The sequence below is a fragment of the Pseudarthrobacter phenanthrenivorans genome, from assembly GCF_036455295.1.
Classification (GTDB): Bacteria; Actinomycetota; Actinomycetes; order Actinomycetales; family Micrococcaceae; genus Arthrobacter; species Arthrobacter phenanthrenivorans_C.
Map to the genome: position 1 here is coordinate 256,898 of NZ_JAYXNX010000003.1, position 26,801 is coordinate 283,698.

Genomic DNA, 26,801 nt, shown 5'->3' on the forward strand with positions numbered 1-26,801 from the left:
GTTAGGGGCACGACGGCGGCGCTGGGGCGCCCCTGCGGCAGTTAAGTTGTGCACAATTGAGTTGTGCGATATGTTGTTGTCATGACCGAAGCGCCCCGCCTGGACCGGCAAGTATGTTTTGCGCTGTACTCGGCGTCCCGTGCCGCCACCGCTGTTTACCGGCCCATCCTTGACGAGCTCGGACTCACCTACCCGCAGTACCTGGTGATGCTGGTGCTGTGGGAAAACGAACCACGGGGTGTGAAAGAACTCGGTGGGGAACTGGGTCTGGACTCGGGCACACTGTCGCCGCTCCTGAAGCGGCTGGAGACACTTGGGCTGGTGGAGCGCCGACGGTCCGGTGAGGACGAACGCCGCGTGGCCATCCATCTGACGCCTGCGGGACGCAGCCTCAGCGGACCGGCAAGTGCCATTCCCCAGCGGCTGGCAGATGCCGCCGGCCTTTCCCTTGACGAACTGGAACAACTGCGGACCACCCTGGGCAAGCTCACGGCCGCACTGCATGAATCGCTGTAACCATCCATCAACAGGACGGACATCCCTAATGAAGACTCTCTATACGGCCGAGGCCCTTGCCTCCGGCGAAGGGCGCGACGGCACCGCGCGCAGCAACGACGGCCGGTTGGCAGTCGACCTGGCCAGCCCCGTCGAACTGGGCGGCAACGGCCAGGGCACCAACCCTGAACAGCTCTTCGCGGCCGGATACGCGGCGTGCTTCCACTCCGCGCTTCGGCTGGTGGCCCGCAAGGCCGGGGCCGACCTCACCGACTCGGCGGTGGCGGCGAAGATCCATCTGGGGCAGCTGGACGGCGGGGCCGGCTTCGGGCTGGCCGCCGAGCTGGAAATCGCCCTTCCGGCCCTGGACCTGGCAACCGCGGAGGACCTGGTGGCCAAAGCACACCAGGTCTGCCCCTATTCCAACGCCACCCGCGGCAACATCAATGTCGACCTCAAGATTCTGGAGTACGCAGCATGAGCACAGCACTGGCAACCACAACCCGTGAAATCCGCCTCGCCTCCCGTCCGGTGGGACGCCCGGGCGCCGACAACTTCGAGCTGGCAGAGTCCCCGCTTCCCGCCCTCGAGGACGGCCAAATCCTGGTGCGGAACCTCTTCATGTCGGTGGACCCCTACATGCGGGGCCGCATGAATGACGTCAAGTCCTACGCGGCCCCCTTCGCGGTCGGCAAGGCGCTCGACGGCGGCGCCGTGGGCGAGGTGATCGCGTCCCGTTCCGGCGCGCACAAGGAGGGCGACGTCGTCGTGCATTCCCTCGGCTGGCGCGAATACGCCGTCGTGGACGCCTCCGCAACCAGCCCGGCCCGCACGGACTTGGCCCCTGCTTCGGCTTTCCTTGGTGCTCTGGGCATGACGGGGCTGACGGCATACTCAGGGCTTCTTAAGGTTGCGGAGTTCAAGCCCGGCGACGCCGTCTTCGTCTCCGGTGCCGCAGGTGCCGTGGGCTCCCTGGTAGGCCAGATCGCCAAGGCCATGGGCGCTTCACGCGTCATTGGCTCCGCCGGGTCGCCTGCCAAGGTGGCACGCCTCCTGGAACTCGGTTTCGATGCCGCCTTCGACTACCACGACGGTCCCGTCGTGGAGCAGCTGGAAAAGGCCGCCGGCCCCGCCGGTATCGACGTCTACTTCGACAACGTGGGCGGTGAACACCTGGAAGCGGCACTGGCAGTCCTCAATGTGGGTGGCCGGGTGGCAATGTGCGGCGCCATCGCGCAGTACAACTCCACCGAGCCCACGCCGGCGCCCCACAACCTGATGCAGGCGATCGGCAAGCAGCTCACCCTTCGAGGCTTCCTGGTAGGTGGACAGCGACAGCACGCGGCAGAGTTTGCGGAGAAGATGGCCGGCTGGCTGGCGGACGGGACCGTGCGCTACGACGAGACCATCGTGGACGGCCTGGAGAACGCGCCGCAGGCGTTCATGGACCTTTTGGACGGTGCGAACACCGGCAAAATGCTGGTCCGGCTGTAGCCAATCCAACCAAATAAGAACCAGTAAGGGCACCGCGCTTTGCGGTGCCCTTACTGCATGGTAACAACTTGTAAACAATCTCCCGGATGGGCTCCCGACGTGCTATGGCGACGTGGCGCAGGCCACTAAAGTAAGTGCCGTCAGTGCGCTCCGGCGCAGTGCTGCGTGCCTTCAGTGAAAACAGAATTTCAGCGCCGAAACGGACACTCATTGAATTCCAGCCCGTAGTGCCACTCGCATCATCCCTGGAGGAAAATTGAAGAAATCACTGCGTGCCGGCTTCAAGCGCGGTTCAATGGCCGGCGTGGCCACCGCAGGTGCCGCGGCCTTCCTGCTGGCCGGGTGTGGAGCACCGCCGTCCTCGTCGGGGGGCTCAAGCGCTGCGCCCAAGTCCGATTACACCGCATGCATGGTCTCTGACTCCGGGGGCTTCGACGACAAGTCGTTCAACCAGTCCGGCTACGAGGGCCTGCAGAGTGCAGTCAAGGACCTCGGCATCCAAGAGAAGCACGTCCAGTCCAAGGCTGACACCGATTACGACCCGAACCTGCGCTCCATGGTCCAGCAGGGCTGCAAGCTCACCGTGACCGTCGGCTTCCTGCTCGGCGACGCCACCAAGTCCATCGCCACGGCCAACCCGAACAGCCACTTCGCCATCATCGACTACAACGACCCCACCTTCCCCAAGAACGTCAAGCCGATCGTCTATGACACCGCCCAGGCTGCGTTCCTGGCCGGCTACCTGGCAGCCGGCACCTCCAAGACCGGCAAGGTGGCAACGTTCGGCGGCATCAACATCCCCACCGTGACCATCTTCATGGACGGCTTCGCCGACGGCGTGAAGTACTACAACGAGAAAAAGGGCAAGAATGTCCAGCTCATCGGCTGGGACAAGGACAAGCAGGACGGCACTTTCGTCGGCGACTTCAAGCAGGTCGACAAGGGCAAGGTCCTGACCCAGGGCTTCCTTGACCAGGGCGCCGACATCGTCCTCCCCGTCGCGGGTCCCGTGGGCGGCGGCGCGGGCAGCGCGATCCTCGATGCCAAGTCCAAGGGCAAGGACGCCAAGCTCATCTGGGTTGACTCAGATGGCTACCTGACTGCCCCGGACTACAAGTCCGTGATCCTGTCCTCCGTCCAGAAGACCATGGCCAATGCTGTGGAATCGGTCATCAAGGACGACAAAGACGGCAAGTTCGACGCCTCGCCGTACATCGGTACCCTCGCAAACGGCGGCGTGGCCCTGGCTCCGTTCCACGATCTCGATTCCGCCGTACCGGCAGACCTGAAGAGCGAACTGGACCAGCTGAAGAAGGACATCATTTCCGGCAGCGTCAAGGTCGAGTCGAAGTCCAGCCCCACCAAGTAGCCACAGAACCGCGGGGCGCGCTGCCCTTCCGCCGTTACCCGGCCGAAGGGCGGCGCGTTCTGTCTTGACGGCAGCGTCCCGTAGGCCGTTCGGGGTCCTTTTTGCCAGCTGCCTGCCCTGCCCAGGAACCACCCGTAACACTAGGCTGGGATTACCCGCTGCCTTGCCGCCCACAGCGCGCCGGAGCAGATCCATACACAGAGATTGGTTGGGTTTTGAAACTCGAACTGAAGGGGATCACGAAGCGATTCGGATCCCTGGTAGCCAATGACCACATCGATTTGGTCGTCGAGCCGGGCCAGGTGCACTGCCTCCTGGGAGAGAACGGCGCAGGCAAGTCTACCCTGATGAACGTGCTTTACGGCCTGTACGACCCCACCGAGGGCGAAATCCTGGTCGACGGCAAGCCGGTCGTCTTCAGGGATCCCGGCGAGGCCATGGCTGCCGGCATCGGGATGGTCCACCAGCACTTCATGCTCATCCCGGTGTTCACCGTGGCCGAGAACGTCGCGCTGGGCAACGAAACCACCAAAGCCGCCGGACTGCTGAACCTTGAGGCCACGCGTGAGAAAATCCGCCGGATCTCGGACCAGTACGGGTTCGACGTCGACCCCGACGCCATGGTGGAGGATCTGCCGGTGGGCGTCCAGCAGCGCGTCGAGATCATCAAGGCATTGGTCCGGGATGCCGAGGTGCTCATCCTTGACGAGCCCACCGCGGTGCTGACGCCGCAGGAGACCGATGAACTCCTCGACATCATCCGGCAGCTGAAGCGGGACGGTAAGTCGATCGTCTTCATCTCCCACAAACTGCGCGAGGTCAAAGCCATCTCGGACACCATCACCGTGATCCGCCGCGGCAAGGTGGTGGGGCAGGCCGATCCCACCGCCTCGCCCACCGAGCTCGCGTCCGCCATGGTGGGCCGCACGGTAAGCCTCACTCTGGACAAGGCACCGGCCAGGACCGGCGAGGTGACCTTCAAGGTGCGCAACCTCACCGTGACGGACCACAACGGCCAGCACGTCGTCGACGACCTGTCGTTCGACATCGCCAAGGGCGAGGTGCTCGCCATCGCCGGCGTGCAGGGCAACGGCCAGACGGAACTGACCGAGGCGATCCTGGGGGTGCAGCCGCACGTGGCCGGATCCATTACCCTCGACGGCGAGGAACTGCTGGGCAAAAGCGTCAAGCACGTCCTCGGCGCAGGCGTGGGCTTCGTCCCCGAGGACCGCACCGTCGACGGGCTCGTGGGGACATTCACCATCTCTGAAAACATGATCCTGGACCTCTACGACAAGGCACCCTTCGCGCGCGGCGTCGGAATGAAGCCGGGGGTGATCGCCGAGAACGCGGCAAGGAAGGTCGAGGAGTTCGATGTCCGCACCCCGTCCGTGTCTGCTGCCGTGGGCACCCTTTCCGGCGGCAACCAGCAAAAGGTGGTCCTGGCCCGTGAGTTGTCGCGTCCGTTGCGCCTGTTCATCGCATCGCAGCCCACTCGCGGGCTCGACGTCGGCTCAATCGAGTTCGTGCACAAGCGCGTCATCGCCGAACGGGACCACGGCACGCCGGTCATGATCGTCAGCACTGAGCTGGATGAAGTGCTGCAGCTGGCGGACCGGATTGCGGTGCTCTACCGTGGCCGGCTGGTGGGGGTGGTACCGGCCACCACGTCCCGCGATGTGCTGGGCCTGATGATGGCCGGAGTTCCGGCCGCAGAAGCTGAAGCCAGCGTCTCCCCGCACGCCCACACCGGCACAACGACGGCGGCGGCATCGGACCCGGCCGGCCACGAAGGAGAATCCCATGTCTGAGAAGACAACCCCGGAACCCACCGCCGCGGACCACGTCCAGGCGCCAGACCCTGCGGAAGTCAAGGCAACCGGCGGCACCACCTCCGAAGCCGTAGCCTCCGACGTCGTGCTTGACACTGCCGGCGGCCAGATGCCGCCGTCCGCCGTGCCGGCAGCGACGCAGCGGCACGGCCGGGACCACGTGGGGGACGACGGGTCCCTGCTGCACCGGATTGCCACCGGAAATGCCATGGTGTCCGTGTTGTCCGTGCTGCTCGCCATTGTGCTTGGCGGCATCCTGATGGCCGTGACCAACCCCAAGGTGGCGGTCGCGGCCGGGTATTTCTTTGCCCAGCCCGGGGACCTTCTGGCCGAGGTCGTTCGCCCGTACACCGCGCTGGTGCAGGGGTCGATCTTTAACTGGGCCGGTGCCGACCTCGCCGCGCAGCTGTACCCGATTACCGAAACGCTCACCGTGGCCACCCCGCTGATCTGCGCCGGTCTCGGTGTCGCGCTTGCCTTCCGCGCCGGCCTGTTCAACATCGGCGCGCAGGGGCAGATCATCTTCGGGGCTCTCTTTGGCGCCTACATCGGATTCGCCTGGCACCTTCCGATCGGCCTGCACCTGCTTGTCGTCATCCTGGCCGGCCTGGTGGGCGGTGCGGTTTGGGGTGGCGTCGTCGGCTTGCTCAAGGCCCGGACCGGGGCGCACGAGGTGATCGTGACGATCATGCTCAACTACATCGCCAACTTCCTCCTGCTGTTCCTGCTGACCACCCCGGCATTCCAGCGGAAGGGGTCCACCAACCCGATCTCGCCCTTCCTGGACTCCACAGCGCTGTTTCCCGAACTGCTTGGACCGCAGTTCCGCCTGCACGCGGGCTTCCTGGTCGCCATAGCGGCCACAGTCCTGGTCTGGTGGCTGCTCAACCGCTCCACGATCGGCTTTGAGTTCCGGGCAGTCGGCGCAAACCCCAGCGCCGCGCGCACAGCCGGCATCAACGTCGCGCGCAGCACCGTCCTGGTCATGGCGATCGCCGGTGCACTGGCCGGCCTCGCCGGGGTGGCCCAGGTGTCCGGCACGGAAAAGTACCTTTCCGGCGGCGTCGCGGCTTCCATCGGTTTTGATGCCATTACCGTCGCCCTGCTGGGACGTTCGACGCCGTGGGGGACCTTCTTCGCTGGCCTGCTGTTCGGCGCCTTCCGCGCCGGCGGCGTGGCGATGCAGGCACAGACGCAGACGCCCATCGACATCGTGCTGGTCATCCAGTCCCTGATCGTCCTGTTTATCGCGGCACCGCCGCTGGTCCGTGCAATATTCGGACTCAACCCCCGTAAGAAGAAAACGACGAGTGGGACCGCTGGTTCGCGTACCGGCGGTATTAAGAGCGGAGCGGCAGCATGAGCGCCACGACACAATCCCCGGCCAACAAACAGCCGGGAACCGGAAAGGGGACCGACGCCGGGAAGGCCGGCGCCCCGGCTGCCGCCGAGCTGGTGAGCTGGAAAGCCGGCGTCGGCCTGGGCCTGCTCGCCGTCCTTGGCACCGTGCTGTTCGGCTTCCTGGCCAACACCAAGTCGGCCGGATTCCGGATCGCGGAGGCGCGCGACCCCAACGCCTCCTCCGCTGCGGCCTGGGTCACCCTGGCCGTCGCCCTGGCGGCCGCTGCCTACGTCGGCTACCGGTGGATCAGCCAGCGGCGCGGAGGCGGACCGGTGGACCGGTGGATTCCCGCCACTACCATCGCCGCCGTCGTCGTCCTGGGCCTGGCCGCCCTGGGCGTCGCCAGGGTCGAGAAGATCACCGTGCCCTCCATGGTGTTCGGCTGGATCTGCTCGGTCCTGCTGCTTGCCCTCGCCGCATACGCCTGCTTCCTGACCGTGCAGCGCAGGAAGGTCCCCGCCTGGGTGGGCGGAAGCTTCGCCGTCGTCTTCCTCGTCGGGTTCATGATCTGGATCGTCGCGGGCGGACGGGACCCCGAGCCGTCCATCTCCCTCGCAGGGCTGATGGCCGGCGCCGTCACCCTGGCTGTGCCGCTGGTATTCGGTTCGCTCTCCGGAGTGCTCTGTGAACGGGCCGGCGTGGTCAACATCGCCATCGAGGGCCAGCTCCTGCTGGGCGCCTTCTCCGCCGCCGTCGTGGCCACCGTCACCGGCAACGTGTACGTGGGCCTGGTGTCCGCGGCTGTTGCAGGGGCGCTCGTGTCCCTGGTCCTGGCCGTGGTGAGCATCAAGTACCTGGTCAACCAGATCATCGTCGGCGTGGTGCTCAACGTCCTGATCAGCGGGCTCACCAGCTTCCTGTTCTCGACCCTGCTGACAGCGGACCCCGAGCACCTTAACAAACCCGGCCGGCTGCAGGCCGTGGACATCCCGTTCCTTGCCGACATCCCCATCATCGGACCTATCCTGTTCCGCCAGTCCCTTGTCGGCTACCTCATGTACGTGGCTGTGATCGTCGTTTACGTCGGCCTGTTCCACACCAAGTGGGGCCTGCGGGTGCGTGCCGTCGGTGAACACCCCCAGGCAGCGGACACGGTGGGCATCAACGTCAACCGGACCAGGTTCATCAATGTCCTCATGGGCGGTGCCATCGCCGGAATCGGCGGTTCCTTCTTCACCCTGGTGTCGGTGGACGCCTTCAGCAAGGACATGTCCGGCGGCAGGGGATACATCGCGCTGGCCGCCATGATTTTCGGGCGCTGGAACCCCATCGGGGCGTTCCTGGCCGCGTTGCTGTTCGGATTCGCCGACAACCTTCAAAGCATCATCACCATCATCGGCTCACCCGTGCCCAGCCAGTTCATGGCCATGCTGCCCTACGCCCTGACCGTCATCGCGGTGGCCGGACTGGTGGGCCGCTCCCGGCCGCCGGCCGCCGACGGCATACCGTACGTCAAGGGGTGACGGCCGTGGATACCAGGGGAACCGTGGATTGGCCAGCCCTCGAGGCGGCCGCCGTCGCTGCCATGAAGAACGCCTACGCCCCGTACTCAAAATTTCCGGTGGGCGCTGCGGCGCTGACTGGGGACGGCCGGATCGTCAGCGGCTGCAACGTGGAGAACGCCAGCTATGGACTGACCCTGTGTGCCGAGTGCGCCCTGGTGGGCAACCTCCAGATGACCGGCGGGGGACGGCTGCGGGCCTTCTACTGCGTGGACGGGGCGGGAAACATCCTGATGCCCTGTGGACGCTGCCGGCAGCTGCTGTACGAATTCCGTGCCCCGGACATGCAGCTCATGACCACCCAAGGCATCAAAACCATGGACCAGGTGCTGCCTGACGCCTTTGGTCCCGAACACCTGGAGGAGACCCGGTGACTGAGAGCAGAGCCGAAGCGTTCGACGCCGTCGACATCATCCGCATCAAGCGGGACAAAGGGACGCTGAGCCCGGAGCAGATCGACTGGACCATAGACGCGTACACGCGTGGCGCCATCGCCGACGAGCAGATGGCAGCCCTGAACATGGCCATCCTGCTCAACGGGATGGACCGGACCGAGATCGCACGGTGGACCGCAGCCATGATCGCCTCGGGTGAACGGATGGACTTCTCCAGCCTGCGGCGTCCGGACGGCGGCCTGAAGTACACCACGGACAAGCACTCCACCGGCGGGGTGGGGGACAAGATCACCCTGCCGCTGGCTCCGCTGGTGGCGGTTTTCGGCGTCGCAGTACCGCAGCTGTCCGGCCGCGGACTGGGGCACACCGGCGGCACCCTGGACAAGCTGGAATCCATCCCGGGCTGGCGGGCCAACCTCAGCAATGACGAGATCCTGGCCCAGCTCCAGGACGTCGGCGCAGTGATCTGCGCCGCGGGCGCCGGCCTGGCGCCCGCGGATAAGAAGCTCTACGCGCTGCGGGACGTCACGGGCACCGTGGAAGCCATTCCCCTGATTGCGTCCTCAATCATGAGCAAGAAGATCGCGGAAGGCACCGGCTCGCTGGTCCTGGACGTCAAAGTGGGCAGCGGGGCCTTCATGAAGGATGAGGCAAAAGCCCGCGAACTCGCCGGGACCATGGTTGCCCTCGGCAAGGATGCAGGAGTCAACACGGTGGCGCTGCTGACCAACATGAACACCCCCCTCGGACTCACCGCCGGGAACGCCATCGAAGTGGAGGAGTCGCTCGAAGTGCTGGCCGGCGGCGGCCCGGACGACGTGGTGGAGCTGACCGTCCGGCTGGCCGAAGAAATGCTCTCCTGCGCTGGCGTGCGGGACGCCGACCCCGCTGCCGCCCTGAAGGACGGCCGTGCCATGGACGTCTGGAACAGGATGATCTCCGCCCAAGGCGGAGACCCCCATGCCGCCCTTCCGGAGGCCAGGGAATCCGACGTCGTCTACGCCCCTGCCGACGGCGTGCTGGTGGAACTCGACGCGCTCGCCGTTGGCGTGGCGGCATGGCGCCTCGGCGCCGGCCGTGCGCGCAAGGAGGACAGCGTCCAGGCCGGGGCGGGTGTGCGCATGCACGCCAAGCCCGGTGCCACCGTCCGGGCCGGTGAACCCCTGATGACGCTGCTGACCGACACCTCTGACCGTTTCGCACGGGCACGGGAAGCCCTGGAACATGCCGTGGTCATCGCGCCGGAAGGCTCGCGGCCCGCCCAGCAGCTGATCATCGACCGCATAGCATAGGAACCAATGCAGGCCATCAACGACTTCATCCTCGCCGCAGCCGGACAGCCGTGGGTGCTGGTCCTGGTGCTGGCCTGCTGTGTCATTGACGGCTTCTTTCCGCCGGTCCCCAGCGAATCGGTGGTGGTGGGCCTTGCCGCCGTAGCCGCCACCGCCGACGTTCCCAACCCGCTGCTCCTCGCCCTGGTGGCCGCAGCCGGCGCCTTCGCCGGAGACAACATTGCCTATCTCCTGGGCCGACGGGTCGGCACCAGTCGCTGGGCATGGATGCGCGGGCCGCGCATGCAGAGCGCGTTCCGCTGGGCAGGGCGGGAACTGCGGAAACGGCCCGCGTCGCTGATCCTTGTGGCCCGCTTCATTCCAATCGGCAGGGTGGCAGTCAACCTGAGCGCCGGTGTGACCCATTACCCGCATCTCCGCTTCGCCGGGCTGACCATCCTCTCGGCCGGCCTTTGGGGTGGTTACTCCGTGGCCATAGGGCTCTTTTTCGGGCAATGGTTTGAGGACAACCATGTCCTGGGGGCGGCCATCGCGATCATCTGCGCCGTGGCGCTTGGGATTGTGGTGGACCTGGTCATCAACAAATTCCGGGGTAAACCCAACGTGGTGGAACGCATCCGGGAACCCGGCACCTGACCGGCTCGTTTAACAGGGCGATTCCCGGCACCGGGGCGTAGCGGACAGCGCCCCTGCCGTGGGACACTTAGGAACGATTTCCGCTTTGGCTGCGGCACTTTAGCTGTGTCATTTTCATACAGGAGCAACACCGCGTGGAGTTTATTAATGAGGCCGTGCTCCATGCAGCGGGCCAGTGGTGGATTTACCCGGCGCTGCTGGTGTTCTTCTTCGTGGACGGCTTCGCCATGGTGGTCCCCAGCGAGACCCTTATCGTGGCGCTCGCGGCTTTCTCGCGGCACAGCGGCGAACCCAACCTCTGGATCCTGGGTATCACTGCCCTGGTGGGTGCCATTGCCGGTGACAACATGGCCTACATGCTCGGACGCAAGATCGGCCTGGAGCGGTGGGGATGGATGCGGCGCCCCAAAGTACGGAAAGTGTTCGCCTGGGCCCGTTACGAGCTGGAGAAGCGCGGCGCGGTGCTGATCTTCACCGCCAGGTACATTCCGTGGGGGCGCGTCGCCGTCAACTATGTGGCCGGCAGCACAGGCTTCTCCCACCGCAGGTTCTTCGCATTCGACGCCGTCGCCTGCCTCACGTGGGTGGGTTACTCGCTTGGCATCGGCCTGCTCGCCAGCTCGTTCCCGTGGCTGCACCACAATCCGTTGCTGAGCGCGGCCATCGCGGTGGTGTTCGCCATCGTCCTGGGCGTCCTCATCGACCACCTGCTGCGCTGGTGGCACAAGCGGCTCGGCCGGAACGACGGCCCGCATACGGACAACTGGAGCGAGGGAACCTCCGGCTCCGGCACCGGCAAGGACGGACGTCCCGGCACCCACGCCCTGGTGGTGCCGTCGGCAGAGGCCGGTCCCGCGGCAAAGTAGCCGCCGGCTTTGAACGGCTGGCTTTGAACACCGCCCCACCCTAAGGTGGGAAGGTGACTGAGCCCATTGTTGACGCTGCCCCTGCCATCGATTTTGACCTGAAGAGCCTGCCCAAGGTTTCCCTTCACGACCACCTGGACGGCGGACTCCGTCCTGCCACCATCATCGAACTGGCCGAGGCCGTTGGCCACCAGCTCCCCTCAACGGACCCGGTGGCCCTGGGCCAGTGGTTCCGTGAATCAGCCGACTCCGGATCCCTGGTGCGCTACCTGGAGACGTTCGACCACACCGTAGCCGTCATGCAGACCTACGACGGACTGTTCCGGGTGGCCAAGGAGTTCGTTGAGGACCTTGCCGACGACGGCGTGGTCTACGGCGAAGTGCGCTGGGCACCCGAACAGCACCTCCAGAAGGGCCTCAGCCTGGACGAGGTCGTGGAAGCGGTGCAGGAGGGCCTGGAAGCCGGCGTCGAGGCCGTGTCGGAGACCGGACGCGAAATCCAGGTGGGCCAGCTGATCACCGCCATGCGCCACGCCGACCGGGGCCAGGAAATTGCTGAACTGGCCGTCCGCCACCGCAACAAGGGCGCTGTCGGCTTTGATATCGCCGGCGCCGAGGACGGCTTCCTGCCCAGCCGGTTCAAGGACGCTTTCACCTACCTGGCCCAGCACAATTTCCCCGCCACTGTGCACGCCGGCGAGGCGGCAGGCCTGGAGAGCATCCAGTCCGCCCTGGTGGACGGCCGCGCCCTGCGGCTGGGACACGGTGTCCGCATCGCCGAGGACATCATGGTGGAATTCGACGACGACGATGAGGCGGGGGACACGGTTGGCCTGGTGACCCTCGGCGACCTCTCCAGCTGGGTCCGCGACCGCGGGATCGCGCTGGAAATCTGCCCCTCCTCCAACCTGCAGACTGGCGCCATCGCGGAGTTCGGCGAGGGAATCGAGAGCCACCCCCTGGACATGCTCTACCAGCTGGGCTTCAACGTCACCATCAACACTGACAACCGCCTGATGAGCGGGGTCACCCTGACGGATGAGTTCAACCTGCTGGTGGAAACCTTCGACTACGACCTCGACGACCTGCTGGAGCTGACCCTGAACGCCGCAGAGGCGTCCTTCCTGCCCCTGGAGGAGAAGGAGGCGCTGGTGGAATACATCAACGACGCCTACGCCAACCTTGGCTGACCAGCATCCATCCTCGAGCAGATCCGCCACGGCGGAACTGCTCGAGAAGATGGCGCAGCTGCGCCAGCACTGTCCGTGGATGCGCGCCCTCACGCACGCCTCGCTGGTGGAGTACCTCCTGGAAGAGGCGTACGAGGTGGCCGAAACCATCGAGGAGGGCCACCCCGACGCCGAACTCCAGGGTGAGCTGGGCGACGTCCTGCTCCAGGTGGTGCTACACGCCCGGCTCGCAGAGGAGCGCGGGGCCTTCACGTTCGACGACGTGGCGCGCGGCCTGGGTGCCAAAATGGTGCGCCGGAACCCGCACGTATTCAGGCCTGACGGCACGCTGCAGGACAGCTTTCCCGCCACCGTGGAGGAGATCGAGCAGAAGTGGGATGCGGTTAAACGGGCTGAGCGGCCGGACCGCCGTAACGCCTTTGACGGCATCCCGGAGGCCCTCCCGGCCCTGGCCAAAGCGCAGAAGTCGCTGGACCGGGCGGCACGGGGAGGCCTGGGGCTGCCGGACGGAGTCCCGGTTCCCGAAAACGAGGATGAGCTCGGAAACCTGCTGCTCGCCGTCGTGCGTTCCGCCCGGGACAACGGCATGGACGCCGAGCGTGCGCTCCGTGCCGCCGTCAGCCGATATCAGCGTGGCCAAAGTGGGCCAAGTGACCACGCGCCATCATGACGTCCCGGCCTTGACCAGTTTGAGTAACCCGGAGCACTCTCGACTAGGCTGGTCCGTGACGAGTACGTCGAGTTTTCAGTCTGATTCCCCCCGTTAATCGGCCATAAGGAGCAAATTCATGGCGCTTATCGATGCCATCCACGCCCGCGAGATCCTTGATTCCCGCGGCAACCCCACCGTTGAAGTTGAAGTCCTGCTGTCGGACGGCCAGATCGGCCGCGCGGCGGTTCCCTCCGGTGCCTCCACCGGTGAGCACGAGGCCGTCGAACTGCGCGACGGCGACAAGGGCCGCTACCTCGGCAAGGGCGTGCAGAAGGCCGTCGACGCCGTGATCGACCAGATCGCTCCCGCACTGACCGGCTTCGACGCCACCGACCAGCGCAGCATCGACCAGGCCATGCTGGACCTGGACGGCACGCCCAACAAGGGCAAGCTCGGCGCCAACGCCATCCTCGGCGTCTCCCTGGCTGTTGCGAATGCCGCAGCCGCCTCCGCCGACCTGCCGCTCTACAAGTACCTGGGCGGCCCGAACGCACACGTCCTGCCCGTGCCGCTGATGAACATCCTCAACGGTGGATCGCACGCCGACTCCGACGTCGACATCCAGGAATTCATGATCGCCCCCATCGGCGCCGAAACCTTCTCTGAGGGCCTGCGCTGGGGCGTAGAGGTTTACCACAACCTCAAGTCCGTGCTGCAGCAGAAGGGCCTGTCCACCGGCCTCGGCGACGAGGGCGGCTTCGCCCCCAACCTGCCGTCCAACCGCGCAGCCCTGGACCTCATCACCGAGGCCATCAAGAACGCCGGCTACACCCCGGGCAAGGACATCGCCCTGGCCCTGGACGTCGCTTCCTCCGAGTTCTACAAGGACGGCGCCTACCAGTTCGAAGGCAAGGCACTGTCCGCCAGCGAGATGAGCGCCTACTACGGCGAACTCGTGGCGGACTACCCGCTGGTCTCCATCGAGGACCCACTGGACGAGAATGACTGGGAAGGCTGGAAGACCCTCACCGACGCCATCGGCGACAAGGTCCAGCTGGTGGGCGACGACCTCTTCGTCACCAACCCGTCCATCCTGCAGCGCGGCATCGACACCAGGACCGCCAACTCCCTGCTGGTCAAGGTCAACCAGATCGGTTCGCTGACCGAGACCCTGGACGCCGTCAGCCTGGCCCAGCGGGCCGGCTACACCACCATCACCTCGCACCGCTCCGGCGAAACCGAGGACACCACCATCGCCGACATCGCGGTGGCCACCAACGCCGGCCAGATCAAGACTGGTGCACCGGCCCGCTCCGAGCGCGTAGCCAAGTACAACCAGCTGCTCCGCATCGAAGAGGAACTCGACGACGCCGCACGCTACGCCGGACGCAGCGCCTTCCCGCGTTTCAAGGGCTAGTAACCGGCTAAATCCATCAGCGGTGGCTATGGTTGAAAGACCATAGCCACCGCTGTTGTTTCCAGCAGCATTTGGTCCAGCAGGCTGCGTTTCAGGAGTGTCATGGCTACCCGCCGCCCCAAAGTTCCCAAGGTCGCCCCCACCCGTCAAGCCAAGGCAACGGACGACGCCGGGTCCGCCGACGGTGCCGAGATCATCCGGGCCGATTTCCGGCCGGCCAAGGGTGCGGCGTCGAAGGGCAGTGCGGCGTCCCCGGACGCTGCGGCGTCCGGGCAGAACCACGGGCGTGGCCCTGCAGAGCGGGCCAAGGCCCGGAAACCGGGGGAGGAGAGCAAGCCCAAACCGTCTGCCGGACGCAAGGGCAGCAGCCCCGTGGACGCCGCCCGGACCGGCGAAGAAGACCAGCACCCGGTCCCCGCCAAGGCGTTCTCCGGCCGCATGCTTGCCTTGGCCGTGGTGATGGTCGCCATCACCATCATGCTTGCCCCCACGGTGAAAATCTTCTTCGACAAGAAGGCCGAAATTGACGCGCTGAACGCCGATATCGCCGCACGTCAGGCCGAAGGCGACGCCCTTCGGCAGCAGGTGTCGCGCTGGCAGGACCCCAACTACGTCAAGCAGCAGGCCCGCGACCGCATTAACATGGTTATGCCGGGCGAAACCGGCTACTGGGTTTTTGGCAGCGATGAGCCGGCCGGAGAAAGCAGTAGCCCCGCCGACGCAGCAACAGCACAAGACCCCGCCGATCTGCCGTGGGTGGATTCCCTGTGGGAGTCCATCAGGCGCGCGGCCACAGACTGAACCGCACAGGAAGGACGGCCCGCGACAGTGGAACACAACACGGCAGCCGCCCGGGACGAATCCCGCCAACCCACCGCCCACGACCTTGAAGTACTGAGCAGGCAGCTGGGACGACCCGTCCGCGACGTCGTGGAGATTCCTGCCCGCTGCGTGTGCGGCAACCCCCTGGTGGCGGCCACCGCACCACGCCTCAGCAACGGGACCCCGTTTCCCACCACCTTCTACCTGACGCACCCGGTGATCACTTCCGCGGTTTCCAGGCTTGAAGCGGCCGGCGTCATGAACACGATGAATGACGAGCTGACCTCCGACGCTGGGCTCGCCACGGCTTACCGGGCTGCCCACGAGGACTACCTGGCCGCCCGGGAGGCGATCGGCCGGCGCTCCGGCATCGGCCCCGTGCCCGAAATCGACGGTGTCTCGGCCGGCGGCATGCCCACCCGCGTCAAATGCCTGCATGTCCTGGTGGGCCACTCCCTGGCAGCCGGCAGGGGCGCCAACCCCCTGGGTGACCGGGCGCTTGAGATGATCAGCGAATGGTGGACGGCGGACAAGTGCTACTGCGACGGCGCCTGGGACACCAGCGGCGAGGCACCGTCCAGGGACCTCAGCCGCCACGGACCCCAGGGCCTGCCCGACCTCGTTGGCCGCCCCGCCCCGGTGCGGAAGTCCGCCGGCAGCACAGGCGCCGCCGAATGACCCGCGTGGCCGCCATTGACTGCGGCACCAACTCCATCCGGCTTCTCATTGCGGACATTGACCGCAACGACGGCAGGACAGTCCTCACCGATGTTGTGCGCGAGATGCGCGTGGTCCGGCTGGGCCAGGGCGTGGATGCCACGGGGGAACTCGCTCCGGAAGCCCTGGAGCGGACGTTTGCCGCGACCTCCGACTATGCCCGCATGATCCGGGAGCACGGCGCGGAGCGGGTCCGTTTTGTGGCCACATCGGCAAGCCGGGACGCGCGCAACCGGGACGTCTTCGTGGACGGAGTCAAGGACCTTCTGGGCGTGGAGCCGGAAGTCATCTCCGGGGATGAGGAGGCGGCGCTGTCCTTTGCCGGTGCCAGCAGCGTGCTGCCCATCCTCGACGGCCACGAGGTGCTGGTGGTGGACCTCGGCGGCGGGAGCACCGAGTTCGTCCTGGGCACTGCCGCGGGGGTGACCGCAGCCAAATCCGTCGACATCGGCTGTGTCCGCCTGACCGAACGGCACCTGCGGAACGATCCGCCCACACCCGAACAAACCGCCGCAGCGGAGGCCGACGTGGACGCTGCCCTGGACCGCGCCGGACGAAACGTGCCGCTTGAGCGCGCCACCGCCGTCGTCGGTGTTGCCGGCTCCGTCACTACCATCACAGCGCATGCCCTTCGCCTGCCGGAATACTCGCCGGAAGCCATCCACGGCGCCGTGCTGCCCATCGGGGACGTGCGTGCCGCTGCCACCGACCTGCTCGGCATGACCCGGGACCAGCGCGCCGCACTGCCCTACATGCACCCGGGCCGCGTGGACGTCATCGGCGCCGGGGGACTGGTGTGGCGCCGCATCCTGGAACGGATGGGGGAACTGACCGGCGGGAGGATTACCGCGGCCACCGCAAGCGAGCACGACATCCTCGACGGCATCGCGCTGAGCATCGGATAGACCCATGCAGTCCACCACAGCTTCCACCCCGCGCGTTCCCCGGGCAGCGGCGGCCCTCACGGCTGTCCTCCTGGCTGCCTGCTGCGTCTGCGCCGGCCTCTTCACCGCCCCCGCAGCCAGGGCAGACGACTGGCGCGACAAAGAATACTGGCTGGCCGACTCCGGCATCACCAAAGCCTGGGAAGTCTCCAAGGGCGCGGGCGTCAAGGTAGCGGTCATCGACAGCGGCATCGACGCCCAGCATCCGGACCTCAAAGGTGCGGTCACGGGCGGCTATGACGCCTCCGGTTCCGGCGATCCCAACGGGCAAAAGAGCGTGGGCTCCAAGCCTGAACACGGCACGCTTGTGGCCACCATGCTGGCCGGCCGTGGACACCAGCCCGCAGGCGCCAGCCCCAGCCCCGGCACCGCCGGCACCCCGCCTGACGGCATCATTGGTGTGGCACCGGAAGCGCAGCTCCTCTCCATATCCACCTGGCTGGGTTCCCCCAACCCGTCCGGCAAGAGCGACCAGGACCAGATTCCGGAAGCGGTCCGCTGGGCCGTGGACAACGGCGCCAGGGTGATCAACATATCCCTGGGCAGTACCACGCCGCAGTGGCCGCAAAGCTGGGATGCCGCCTTTCTCTATGCAGAGCAAAAAGACGTGGTCATTGTTGCCGCAGCCGGTAACCGGATCGGTGGAAACACGCAGGTAGGTGCCCCCGCCACCATTCCGGGTGTCCTCACGGTAGCCGGGGTGGACCGCAAGAACGTGGCAAGCGTGGACGCCTCGTCGCAGGGCATCAGCATCGGCGTGGCGGCCCCTGCGGAGAACCTCGTGGGCGGACTCCCCGGAGGCGGCTACGCGGAATGGGCGGGAACCTCCGGCTCCACACCCATCGTGGCCGGCGTCGCAGCCCTGATCCGGTCCAAGTGGCCGGACATGAGCGCCGAACAGGTGATCAACAGGATCATCACCACCGCCAGGGATGCAGGCGCCCCGGGGAAAGACCCGCTGTACGGCTACGGCATCCTCAACGCGGAGGCTGCCCTCAAGGCCGATGTCCCGGAGGTCTCCGTGAATCCGCTGGGCACCATTGCTGGATGGATCCGCGTGCACCGGCGGGGCAACGCCGTGCCCGCTTCGCCGGCGCCGTCGGCAGCTCCCGTGGCGAGTGCCGCACCCACGCTTCCCGAAGCCACCGTTCCTGCAGCCAAGGCGCCCTCACAGCGGGACAGTGCCATCGGCGCCGCCGTCGTCATTGGTTTCGCCGCGCTTTTCCTGGCGATCATCGGGGCGGCCACCGTCCAGCTCCGCAGGGCTGCCGGGAAGCCCCTGCCCGCCGGGGAAGAACCGGAGACGGGAGCCATGGAACGGGTCACTCCACGCAGGAAACCGCACATTACGGACCGCCGCACCGGCTAGTGAAGATTTTCACAAACTGGGCTATCCTTAAACTATGGCAACCACCCCACAGCTCCAGGACCGTCCCAGGGTACTCGTCGTCGGCGGCGGGTACGTCGGCCTGTACGTAGCACTGAAACTGCAGAAGAAGATCGCGAACGCCGGTGGCATCGTTACCGTCGTCGATCCGCTGCCCTACATGACTTACCAGCCCTTCCTTCCCGAGGTGGCCGGCGGCAACATCGAAGCTCGCCACGCGGTGGTGTCCCACCGCCAGCACCTGAAGCAGACCGAACTGATCCAGGGCCGCGTTACCTCGATCGACCACGTCAACCGCACCGCTGTGGTGGCTCCCGCCGACGGCGGCGAGAACTTTGAGGTTCCCTACTTCGACGTCGTGCTGGCTGCAGGCGCCATTACCCGCACCTTCCCCATTAAGGGCCTTGCGGACAAGGGCATCGGCCTGAAGACCATCGAGGAAGCGGTTGCCCTGCGCAACAAGCTCCTGGAGCGCATCGAGGTTGCTTCCACGATGACCGACCCCGCAGCCCGCGCCAAGGCCCTCACCTTCGTGGTGGTCGGCGGTGGATTTGCCGGCATCGAGTGCATCACCGAAATGGAAGACCTCGCCCGCGCCGCCGTGCGCAACAACCCGCGCATCAAGCAGGAGGAAGTCCGCTTCGTCCTGGTCGAAGCCATGGGCCGCATCATGCCCGAGGTTACCGCCAAGCAGGCTGACTGGGTGGTTGAGCACCTGCGCAGCCGCGGCATCGAGGTCCTGCTGAACACCTCGCTGGACAGCGCCGAAGGCACCCTGAAGCTCATCAACCTCCCGGACAAGACCCCGGCGCAGGAATTCGAGGCCGACACCCTGGTCTGGACGGCCGGCGTGCAGGCCAACCCGATGGTCCGCTCCACCGACTTCCCGCTTGAGCCGCGTGGCCGCGTCCGCGTCCTGCCGGACCTCCGTATCTCCGGCGATGAAGGCATCGTGGAGAACGCGTGGGCCGCGGGCGATATCGCCGCAGTCCCCGACCTCACCGGGAAGGGCCTCCCCGACGGCACCTGCGTCCCCAACGCCCAGCACGCGCTGCGCCAGGCCAAGCGCCTTGCCAAGAACCTGTGGGCTTCGCGCTGGGACAAGCCGCTGACCGACTACAAGCACAAGAACCTGGGTGCGGTTGCCGGCTTCGGTGAATGGAAGGGCGTTGCCAACATCAACCTCCTGGGCCGTATTGGCCTCAAGGGCGGACTGGCCTGGCTGGCCCACCGCGGCTACCACGGCATGGCCATGCCCACGGTTGAGCGCAAGTTCCGCGTCATCCTGAACTGGATCATCGGCTTCTTCGCCGGCCGCGACACCACCCAGCTGATGGATCTGGACAACCCCCGCGGTGCCTTCGTGGCAGCAGCCACCCCGGCCCCCAAGCCTGCCGCTGCACCGGCTGCCGCCCCGGCCGCCGGTTCCGGCTCAAGCGCTGCCGCCGCTCCCAAGGAAACGGTGGCGGCGAACGCCAAGTAACGCCCCAGTCCCGGTACGCCGGGCAGCGTCCGACGGCGGCTGGTCCCTTTGCGGGGCCGGCCGCCGTCGGCGTTACCGGCCAACCCGGGTTGGACAGGTACCATTGACCCGGCGCCCCAGTAGCCCAATTGGCAGAGGCAGCGGACTTAAAATCCGCGTGTTGTGGGTTCGAGTCCCACCTGGGGTACACACTCTCCCGTCCATGGCAGTGTCCAGCGGACACCGGAAGCCGCCTGCAGTGCAGGCGGCTTCCGGCGTTTAATTCCGCATAGGCAACGACTGTTATAAGGCTGTGACCTCAGTCACTTAGCTTCGCTGCTGTCTATGCACTAGCTTGAAGCTAAATCAGGAATACCTGGTCCCATTCCGGGCGCCGAAGCGCCCTTGATCCGTACGCGCATCGCATGGCCCTGTTTCGGAAGGCAGACAAATGTACCGAAAGAAAGTCCTCACCTCGTTGGCAGCGGCAGCCACATTCACCGTGCTGCTGTCGGCCTGTGCCAACCAGGCGGGCCCCGGCACCACCGAAAGTTCCGGCTCGTCCAGCAAGGTGAACATCCCCGCCATTTCGAAAGTCGACGTTCCCGCCGCTGCGGTCAAACCGGCCGGTGACGGCAAGTCTAACTGCCCCTCCACCACCACCCTGGCCTACGCGGGCGCGGAGACCGGCCCCAACGCCCAGCTGGGCGTCAACATCTTTAACGGCATCCAGCTGGCCATCGACCAGCACAACAAGGCCAACCCGGGCTGCCAGGTGCAGTTCAAGAAATTCGACACTGAAGGTGACCCCAACAAGGCCACCGGTCCCGTCACCCAGATGGTCAGCGAGCCGGACATCGTGGGGGTCGTCGGGCTCCCGTTCTCGGGCGAGTCCAAGGCCACAGGCAACATCTTCGAACAGAAGGGCCTGGTCCACATCACGCCGTCTGCCACCAACCCCACCCTGACGGAGAACGGCTGGACCACCTTCTTCCGCGGCCTCGGCAATGACGCCGTCCAGGGCCCCGCTGCCGCCAAGTTCCTCACCGGAAAGATCGGTGCCAAGAAGGTCTACCTGGTCCAGGATGATTCGGACTACGGCATCGGCCTGGGAACCTCCACATCGGCCGGACTCGGCAGTGCCCTGGCCGGCACGGAGAAGGTGACCACCGGCCAGAAGGACTTCTCGGCCGTGATCTCCAAGATCATGAACGCCAAGGCGGACGCGGTCTTCTACGCCGGCTACTACGCCGAGGGTGCACCGTTCGACCAGCAGCTGGTTTCCAAGGGCTTCAACGGAACGTTCGTGGGCCCTGACGGTGTGAAGGATGACCAGTTCATCAAGCAGGCAGGCGACGCTTCGAACAACGCGTACTTCACCTGCCCCTGCATCCCGGGTGAACTGATCACCGATTTCGCTTCGGCGTACAAGGACGTCTCCAAGGGCGCCGAACCCGGCACGTACTCGATCGAAGGCTACGACGCCGCTACTGTGCTCCTGTCCGGCATTGACGCGGGCAAGCAGAGCCGCGCGGACCTGCTGGCTTGGGTCAAGTCCTATGACAAGGACGGCCTGAGCAAGCACTACAAGTGGGATGCCAAGGGCGAGCTCCAGGCACCGACTGTTTACGGCTACAAGGTTGAAAACGGGAAGATCGTACCGATCGGCCCAATCGGGGAGTAGCAGCCCGGCGGGAAAAGGCTGTGGGGGCCAGCACTACGGGCCCCCACAGCCTTTTCTTCGCTTGGCAGCAGCCCAGGACCAAGCAACGTCAATCGACAAGCAACGTCAATAGACACAAGTCCCACGGCCGGGCCCACAAGGCCGCGTGCAACTGGATCAGGATGTTCCCATGCTTCCCTCTCTCGTCCCACTGCTCCCCACCGAAAATGACTGGATCACGTTCGACATACCGTCCCTGATCCAGAACTTCTGGAGTGCCACCTTTGATGGCCTCACATTCGGCGCGATCTACGCGCTCGTTGCGCTTGGCTATACGCTCGTTTACGGCGTTCTGAACCTCATCAACTTCGCCCACTCGGAAGTGTTCATTGTTGGCTGCTACGCAGTGTTCTTCACCCTCAGCAGCCTTGGCTTCGGCCCCTCCGCCCCCCGCCTCGACATCTGGGCCATTATCCTGAACCTGCTGCTGGCACTGGTCCTCGCCATGGTCGCCTCGGCGGTCACAGCCTTCCTGCTGGAGCGGATCGCCTATAAACCCCTGCGACAAAGAAACGCACCACGCCTGGTCTTCCTGATCACCGCCATCGGTGCTTCCTTCACCATCCAGTACCTGATCTACCTGTGGCGCGGTCCCAGCCCCGAACTTGCACTGACCATGTTCCGGCCCACGCCCATTTTCGACGTCTTCGGTACCATCGTCGACTCCCAGCAGTTGGTGATCATCATCGCCGCCGTCATCATGATGGTGGGCATTGACAGGTTCATCAGCAAGTCGCGCACCGGCCGCGGCATCCGGGCAGTCGCCCAGGACCCCGACACTGCCACATTGATGGGCGTCAACAAAGAGCGCATTATTATTACCACCTTCGTCATCGGAGGCCTGCTTGCAGGAGCCGCCGCCTTGTTCTACGTCATGAAGATTCCGTCCGGTGTCCAGTACAGCGGCGGGTTTGTCCTTGGCATCAAGGCGTTCGCGGCCGCGGTGCTCGGCGGCATCGGCAACGTCCGCGGCGCCCTGCTGGGCGGCCTGCTGCTCGGCCTGATCGGCAACTACGGCCAGATCCTGCTGGGCAACTCGCAGTGGACCGACGTCGTGGCGTTCGTGGTGCTGGTGCTCGTGCTGCTGCTGCGGCCCGAAGGCATCCTGGGCACCTCCCTTGGAAGGAGCAAAGCATGAGTATGACGGATGGCCCCACGCCGCTGCGGACTGCTGCCGCCGAACAGGCTGCAGAGGACCGCGAAGCCTCGCCGAAAGCACCGGGCCGAAGCGCCCTCCGGCAGCAGGGCAAACGCAAGTCCGGCTACTTCTCGGACCGGTGGCACGCCCTGTCCCGCCAACAGCAGTGGGCATTCCTGGTGGTCGTGGTGGTCCTGGCCTACATGCTGCCGCTGATCAATCCGCCGATCATCACCACCGAACCCGGCAACAACTTCGCCCTGGCCTGCTTCGACATGGCACGCTTTGCGCTGATCGCGGTCGGACTCAATATCGTGGTGGGGTACGCCGGCCTGCTGGACCTGGGATACGTCGCCTTCTTCGCGGTGGGTTCGTATGTCGCCGCCATGCTGACCAGCCCGGACTCGCCCTACCTGCACATCCCCTATCTGTGGACGCTTCCTGTGGCCATGGCGGTCACCATGTTTTTTGGTGTCATGCTGGGCGTGCCCACCCTCCGGCTCCGGGGCGACTATCTCGCCATCGTGACGCTCGGCTTCGGGGAGATCATCCGCATCCTGGCCACGATCATCCCGGCCATGAAGGGCCAGGTGGGCTTCCAGAACGTCGGCCACCCGCCCGGAGACGGGGCCGACGGAACGCCGATTTTCTCCAACTCGAACGGCGTTCCCTGGTACTGGCTGACACTGACGATCATCATCATCGTCACCCTGCTGGTGGGCAACCTGGAACGAAGCCGCGTGGGGCGGGCGTGGATTGCCATCCGCGAGGATGAGGATGCCGCGGAGATCATGGGCGTCCCCACCTTCAAATACAAGGTGTGGGCCTTCGCCATCGGTGCTGCCGTCGGCGGCCTTTCCGGCGCCCTGTTTGCCGGCCAGGTAGGGTTCGTCAACAACCAGAAGTTCGATGTCACCACGTCCATCCTGTTCCTCGCCGCCGTCGTCCTGGGCGGTGCGGGCAACAAAGTGGGTGCCATCCTGGGCGGGGCGTTGGTCAGCTACATCCCGCTCCGGTTCACCGCTATTGCCGAGTACAAATACCTGATCTTCGGCATCGCCCTGGTACTGATCATGATCTTCCGTTCCCAAGGGCTGCTTCCGGCCCGGCAGCGCCTGCTGGCCTACGGCCGGACTGCTCTGAACAAGATCACCAGCCGTGACGCCACCGAAACCAAGGACATGGACAAACCACCGGCCGGACCGGGCGCCCACGCGGCCGGCCAGAGAGGAGCGGAGGCATGAGCTCCGAGGAGAGGCACAGCGGATCCAGCAGCGTGGAGGAGCAGCCGGCACAGGACGACACCGCCCAGGAAACATCTGCGGCCCCTGTTGCGCCTGAACTGGACATGGAAGCCCTGGCCGAGGCGGGGGTTGACCAGGAACTGGCGGAGAAAGTGGCGCCCGACCGCGACATCGCGGTCAAGGTGGGCGACAACATCGTCGAGGTGCAGAACCTGACCATCAAGTTCGGTGGCCTTGTGGCCCTGGACAACATCAGCTTCAACATCAAGCGGGGCGAGATCCTGGGGCTCATTGGCCCCAACGGTGCCGGCAAGACCACCTGCTTCAACGCCATGACCGGCGTCTACAAGCCCACGAGCGGGAAGGTGGTGATGGAAGGCGTGGTCCTGAACGGCATCAAGCAGCACAAAATCACCCGCCTGGGGCTGTCGCGCACCTTCCAGAACATTCGCCTGTTCGGCGAAATGACCGCCCTTGAGAACGTGGTGGTGGGCCTGGACGCGCGCCACCGCACCAGCGTTGGCGGGGCGCTGCTGCGCCTGCCCACCCACACCAGGGAGGAAAAGTCGGCCATCGAGCGCGGCATGGCGCTGCTGGACTTCGTTGGCATCGGCAGCCATGCACACGTGCTGTCGCGGCAGCTGCCGTACGGCTACCAGCGCCGGCTGGAGATCGCACGCGCACTTGCCACCGACCCGAAGGTGCTCTGCCTTGACGAACCCGCCGCGGGCTTCAACCCCGCGGAGAAAGAGGAACTGATGGCGCTCATCCGCACCATCAGGGATGAGGGCTACACCGTGCTCCTGATTGAGCACGACATGAAGCTCGTGATGGGCGTGACGGACCGGATCGTAGTGCTGGAGTTTGGGAAAAAGATTGCGGACGGATTGCCGCGCGAAATCCGCGAGGACCCGCGTGTCATTGCCGCCTACCTAGGAGAGCCTGAAGATGACGTTGCTTGAGCTTGAGGGCGTATCCGTCCACTACGGCAGGATCCAGGCCCTGCGCGACATTTCCTTCACGGTTGAGGAAGGGGAAGTGGTGGCACTGATTGGGGCCAACGGCGCCGGAAAGACCACCACGATGCGGACCATCTCCGGCCTCTTGAACTGCACCGAAGGCAAGATCACCTTTGCCGGCCAGGACATCACCAAGATGAAGGCCCATATCCGGGTGGTCCACGGTATTTCACAGGCCCCCGAGGGCCGCGGGATCTTCCCGGGCATGACGGTGATGGAAAACCTGGACATGGGAACTTTTGGACGCAAGGACAGAAGCGGCGTTTCCAAGGACCTGGACCGCGTCTTCGACCTTTTTCCGCGCCTGAAAGAGCGGGAAAAGCAGTTTGGCGGCACGATGTCCGGCGGCGAGCAGCAGATGCTCGCCATCGGCCGCGCCCTCATGTCCAACCCGAAGCTGCTGCTGCTGGATGAGCCATCAATGGGCCTGGCACCGCAGTTCATCCGACAGATCTTCAAGATCATCAAGGAAATCAACAACCAGGGCACCACGGTGCTGATGGTGGAGCAGAACGCCAACCAGGCGCTGGCCGGCGCGCACCGCGCCTTTGTGCTCGAGACGGGGGCGATCACCCGCAGCGGCACCGGCAAGGAGCTGTTGGAAGATCCCTCCGTCAAGGAGGCCTACCTGGGCGTCGGGTAGCCGGGGACGGGGTCCGGTGCACGAACGGGCCGCAACGGTCACGGTTCGGTTGCAACCGGACCCCGGGGGAACTTTCCCCAATGCCTCCACGTGGGAATTGGTAGCGTGACAAAAAGCTCATCACCCACATCCACATGGAGGAACCCCGCAATGGCACTTGGCGGCAACCCAATCTTCAACGGAAAGAATTTCCGTGGAGCCACCCAGGCACCGCCTGTCCCGCAGGCTCCCTACGGTGGTCAATACGGCCACAGCGCATACGGCCAGCAGCAGTATGGGCAGCCCGCATACGGCCAGCAGCCCTACGGCCAGGCCCCCTACGGGCAGCCGCAGAGCATGACGGACGAGCAGCTGCGCCAGATGTACGCCCAGCCGTCGGCCGGCCCGGCCGACACCGGCCGGATGACGTTCGACGATGTCATCATGAAGACCGCCGCGTGCCTGGGCGCTGTGCTGGTGGGCGCAGCCATCACCCTCACCGCGGCGCTGCCGCTCGCTTCCATGCTGATGATCGTCGGCGCCCTGGGCGGCTTCGTGCTGGCCATGGTCAACACGTTCAAGAAGCAGCCCTCACCGGCACTGATCCTCGCTTACGCAGCCCTGGAAGGACTCTTCCTGGGCGGCCTGACCCGGATCCTGGACACGCAGTTCCCCGGCGTCGGCCTGCAGGCCGTGATCGGCACGCTTTCGGTCTTCGCCGTCACCCTGGTCCTCTTCAAGAGCGGCAAGGTCCGGGCCACCCCCCGTGCCATGCGGTTCTTCATGATCGCCATCATTGGCTACGCAGTCTTCTCGCTGATCAACATGGTGCTGGTCTGGACCGGCGCCGTGCAGGAACCGTTCGGCCTGCGTACCAGCATCGTGATCTTCGGCATCCCGCTGGGCGTCTTCATCGGCCTGCTGGCCATCGGCCTGGCCGCCTTCTCGCTGATCATGGACTTCACCAGCATCGAAGCCGGCGTCCGCAGCGGCGCCCCGCAGCGCTTCTCCTGGACCGCAGCTTTCGGCTTGACCGTCACTCTCGTGTGGCTGTACGTGGAGATCATCCGTCTCCTGGCCATTCTCCGAGGGGACGACTAGGTACCCAGGCAGCTGCCGCTGTCGTAACCCCAACAACCGTGGGCCCCGCCAACCTGGCGGGGCCCACGGCCGTTAAAGGG

Annotated in this window: 25 protein-coding genes and 1 tRNA gene; all 26 read left to right on the forward strand. The window is 65.7% G+C overall.

Annotation, left to right across the window (positions count from 1 at the left end):
• Window positions 1-81: 81 nt before the first annotated feature.
• The 26 genes from VXJ37_RS05410 to VXJ37_RS05535 all read left to right on the forward strand — a co-directional run bounded on the left by VXJ37_RS05410 (window position 82) and on the right by VXJ37_RS05535 (window position 26,721).
• Window positions 82-516: a MarR family winged helix-turn-helix transcriptional regulator gene (locus VXJ37_RS05410; RefSeq protein ID WP_331322041.1), complete on the forward strand. Its 435-nt coding sequence runs from the start codon at window positions 82-84 to the stop codon at window positions 514-516.
• A gap of 28 nt (window positions 517-544) precedes the next feature.
• Window positions 545-976, forward strand: a complete 432-nt coding sequence (locus VXJ37_RS05415; RefSeq protein WP_141940551.1) for an organic hydroperoxide resistance protein — start codon at window positions 545-547, stop codon at window positions 974-976.
• Window positions 973-1,989, forward strand: coding sequence for an NADP-dependent oxidoreductase (locus tag VXJ37_RS05420; protein ID WP_331322042.1), 1,017 nt, complete (start codon window positions 973-975; stop codon window positions 1,987-1,989). Before VXJ37_RS05415 ends, VXJ37_RS05420 begins: the two co-directional genes overlap by 4 nt.
• A 256-nt stretch (window positions 1,990-2,245) precedes the next feature.
• Window positions 2,246-3,358, forward strand: coding sequence for a BMP family lipoprotein (locus tag VXJ37_RS05425; RefSeq protein WP_331322043.1), 1,113 nt, complete (start codon window positions 2,246-2,248; stop codon window positions 3,356-3,358).
• Window positions 3,359-3,573: 215 nt separating this feature from the next.
• Window positions 3,574-5,169 (forward strand): ABC transporter ATP-binding protein, encoded by a 1,596-nt coding sequence (locus tag VXJ37_RS05430; RefSeq protein ID WP_331322044.1) that lies wholly within the window; start codon window positions 3,574-3,576, stop codon window positions 5,167-5,169.
• Window positions 5,162-6,553 (forward strand): ABC transporter permease, encoded by a 1,392-nt coding sequence (locus VXJ37_RS05435; protein ID WP_331322045.1) that lies wholly within the window; start codon window positions 5,162-5,164, stop codon window positions 6,551-6,553. Before VXJ37_RS05430 ends, VXJ37_RS05435 begins: the two co-directional genes overlap by 8 nt.
• Window positions 6,550-8,055, forward strand: coding sequence for an ABC transporter permease (locus VXJ37_RS05440; protein WP_331322046.1), 1,506 nt, complete (start codon window positions 6,550-6,552; stop codon window positions 8,053-8,055). The genes VXJ37_RS05435 and VXJ37_RS05440 overlap by 4 nt, the downstream gene beginning before the upstream one ends.
• Window positions 8,056-8,060: 5 nt before the next feature.
• Entirely contained in the window at window positions 8,061-8,468 is a 408-nt protein-coding gene (locus VXJ37_RS05445; RefSeq protein ID WP_331322047.1) for a cytidine deaminase, read from the forward strand.
• Complete coding sequence (locus tag VXJ37_RS05450; protein ID WP_331322048.1) at window positions 8,465-9,781, forward strand: thymidine phosphorylase; 1,317 nt, start codon at window positions 8,465-8,467, stop codon at window positions 9,779-9,781. Before VXJ37_RS05445 ends, VXJ37_RS05450 begins: the two co-directional genes overlap by 4 nt.
• Before the next feature lie 6 nt (window positions 9,782-9,787).
• Window positions 9,788-10,417, forward strand: a complete 630-nt coding sequence (locus tag VXJ37_RS05455) for a DedA family protein (RefSeq protein ID WP_331322049.1) — start codon at window positions 9,788-9,790, stop codon at window positions 10,415-10,417.
• Window positions 10,418-10,551: 134 nt separating this feature from the next.
• Complete coding sequence (locus VXJ37_RS05460) at window positions 10,552-11,283, forward strand: DedA family protein (protein WP_331322050.1); 732 nt, start codon at window positions 10,552-10,554, stop codon at window positions 11,281-11,283.
• A gap of 53 nt (window positions 11,284-11,336) precedes the next feature.
• Window positions 11,337-12,473: an adenosine deaminase gene (locus tag VXJ37_RS05465; protein ID WP_331322051.1), complete on the forward strand. Its 1,137-nt coding sequence runs from the start codon at window positions 11,337-11,339 to the stop codon at window positions 12,471-12,473.
• A gap of 79 nt (window positions 12,474-12,552) precedes the next feature.
• Entirely contained in the window at window positions 12,553-13,143 is a 591-nt protein-coding gene (locus tag VXJ37_RS05470; protein ID WP_331322052.1) for a MazG nucleotide pyrophosphohydrolase domain-containing protein, read from the forward strand.
• A gap of 118 nt (window positions 13,144-13,261) precedes the next feature.
• Complete coding sequence (gene eno / locus VXJ37_RS05475) at window positions 13,262-14,542, forward strand: phosphopyruvate hydratase (protein WP_141940561.1); 1,281 nt, start codon at window positions 13,262-13,264, stop codon at window positions 14,540-14,542.
• A gap of 102 nt (window positions 14,543-14,644) precedes the next feature.
• The gene (locus VXJ37_RS05480; protein ID WP_331322053.1) at window positions 14,645-15,343 is read left to right on the forward strand and encodes an FtsB family cell division protein; all 699 of its coding nucleotides are present in this window, start codon (window positions 14,645-14,647) and stop codon (window positions 15,341-15,343) included.
• 27 nt (window positions 15,344-15,370) lie between these two features.
• Complete coding sequence (locus tag VXJ37_RS05485; RefSeq protein WP_331322054.1) at window positions 15,371-16,042, forward strand: DUF501 domain-containing protein; 672 nt, start codon at window positions 15,371-15,373, stop codon at window positions 16,040-16,042.
• Window positions 16,039-16,986 carry a Ppx/GppA phosphatase family protein gene (locus tag VXJ37_RS05490; RefSeq protein WP_331322055.1) on the forward strand — a complete coding sequence of 316 codons (948 nt, stop codon included), beginning with the start codon at window positions 16,039-16,041 and terminating at the stop codon, window positions 16,984-16,986. Before VXJ37_RS05485 ends, VXJ37_RS05490 begins: the two co-directional genes overlap by 4 nt.
• 4 nt (window positions 16,987-16,990) lie before the next feature.
• On the forward strand, window positions 16,991-18,394 hold the full coding sequence (locus VXJ37_RS05495; protein WP_331322056.1) for a S8 family serine peptidase: 1,404 nt from the start codon (window positions 16,991-16,993) through the stop codon (window positions 18,392-18,394).
• A 34-nt stretch (window positions 18,395-18,428) separates the two neighbouring features.
• Window positions 18,429-19,895: an NAD(P)/FAD-dependent oxidoreductase gene (locus tag VXJ37_RS05500; protein ID WP_331322057.1), complete on the forward strand. Its 1,467-nt coding sequence runs from the start codon at window positions 18,429-18,431 to the stop codon at window positions 19,893-19,895.
• Window positions 19,896-20,008: 113 nt separating this feature from the next.
• A tRNA-Leu gene (locus VXJ37_RS05505) sits at window positions 20,009-20,082 on the forward strand.
• A gap of 243 nt (window positions 20,083-20,325) precedes the next feature.
• Window positions 20,326-21,558, forward strand: coding sequence for a branched-chain amino acid ABC transporter substrate-binding protein (locus VXJ37_RS05510; RefSeq protein ID WP_331322058.1), 1,233 nt, complete (start codon window positions 20,326-20,328; stop codon window positions 21,556-21,558).
• Between the two features lie 169 nt (window positions 21,559-21,727).
• Window positions 21,728-22,735, forward strand: coding sequence for a branched-chain amino acid ABC transporter permease (locus VXJ37_RS05515; RefSeq protein WP_141940568.1), 1,008 nt, complete (start codon window positions 21,728-21,730; stop codon window positions 22,733-22,735).
• The gene (locus tag VXJ37_RS05520) at window positions 22,732-23,979 is read left to right on the forward strand and encodes a branched-chain amino acid ABC transporter permease (protein ID WP_331322059.1); all 1,248 of its coding nucleotides are present in this window, start codon (window positions 22,732-22,734) and stop codon (window positions 23,977-23,979) included. The genes VXJ37_RS05515 and VXJ37_RS05520 overlap by 4 nt, the downstream gene beginning before the upstream one ends.
• The gene (locus VXJ37_RS05525; protein WP_331322060.1) at window positions 23,976-24,941 is read left to right on the forward strand and encodes an ABC transporter ATP-binding protein; all 966 of its coding nucleotides are present in this window, start codon (window positions 23,976-23,978) and stop codon (window positions 24,939-24,941) included. The genes VXJ37_RS05520 and VXJ37_RS05525 overlap by 4 nt, the downstream gene beginning before the upstream one ends.
• Window positions 24,928-25,641, forward strand: coding sequence for an ABC transporter ATP-binding protein (locus tag VXJ37_RS05530; protein WP_331322061.1), 714 nt, complete (start codon window positions 24,928-24,930; stop codon window positions 25,639-25,641). The genes VXJ37_RS05525 and VXJ37_RS05530 overlap by 14 nt, the downstream gene beginning before the upstream one ends.
• A 150-nt stretch (window positions 25,642-25,791) precedes the next feature.
• Complete coding sequence (locus VXJ37_RS05535) at window positions 25,792-26,721, forward strand: Bax inhibitor-1/YccA family membrane protein (RefSeq protein WP_331322062.1); 930 nt, start codon at window positions 25,792-25,794, stop codon at window positions 26,719-26,721.
• Window positions 26,722-26,801 lie beyond the last annotated feature (80 nt).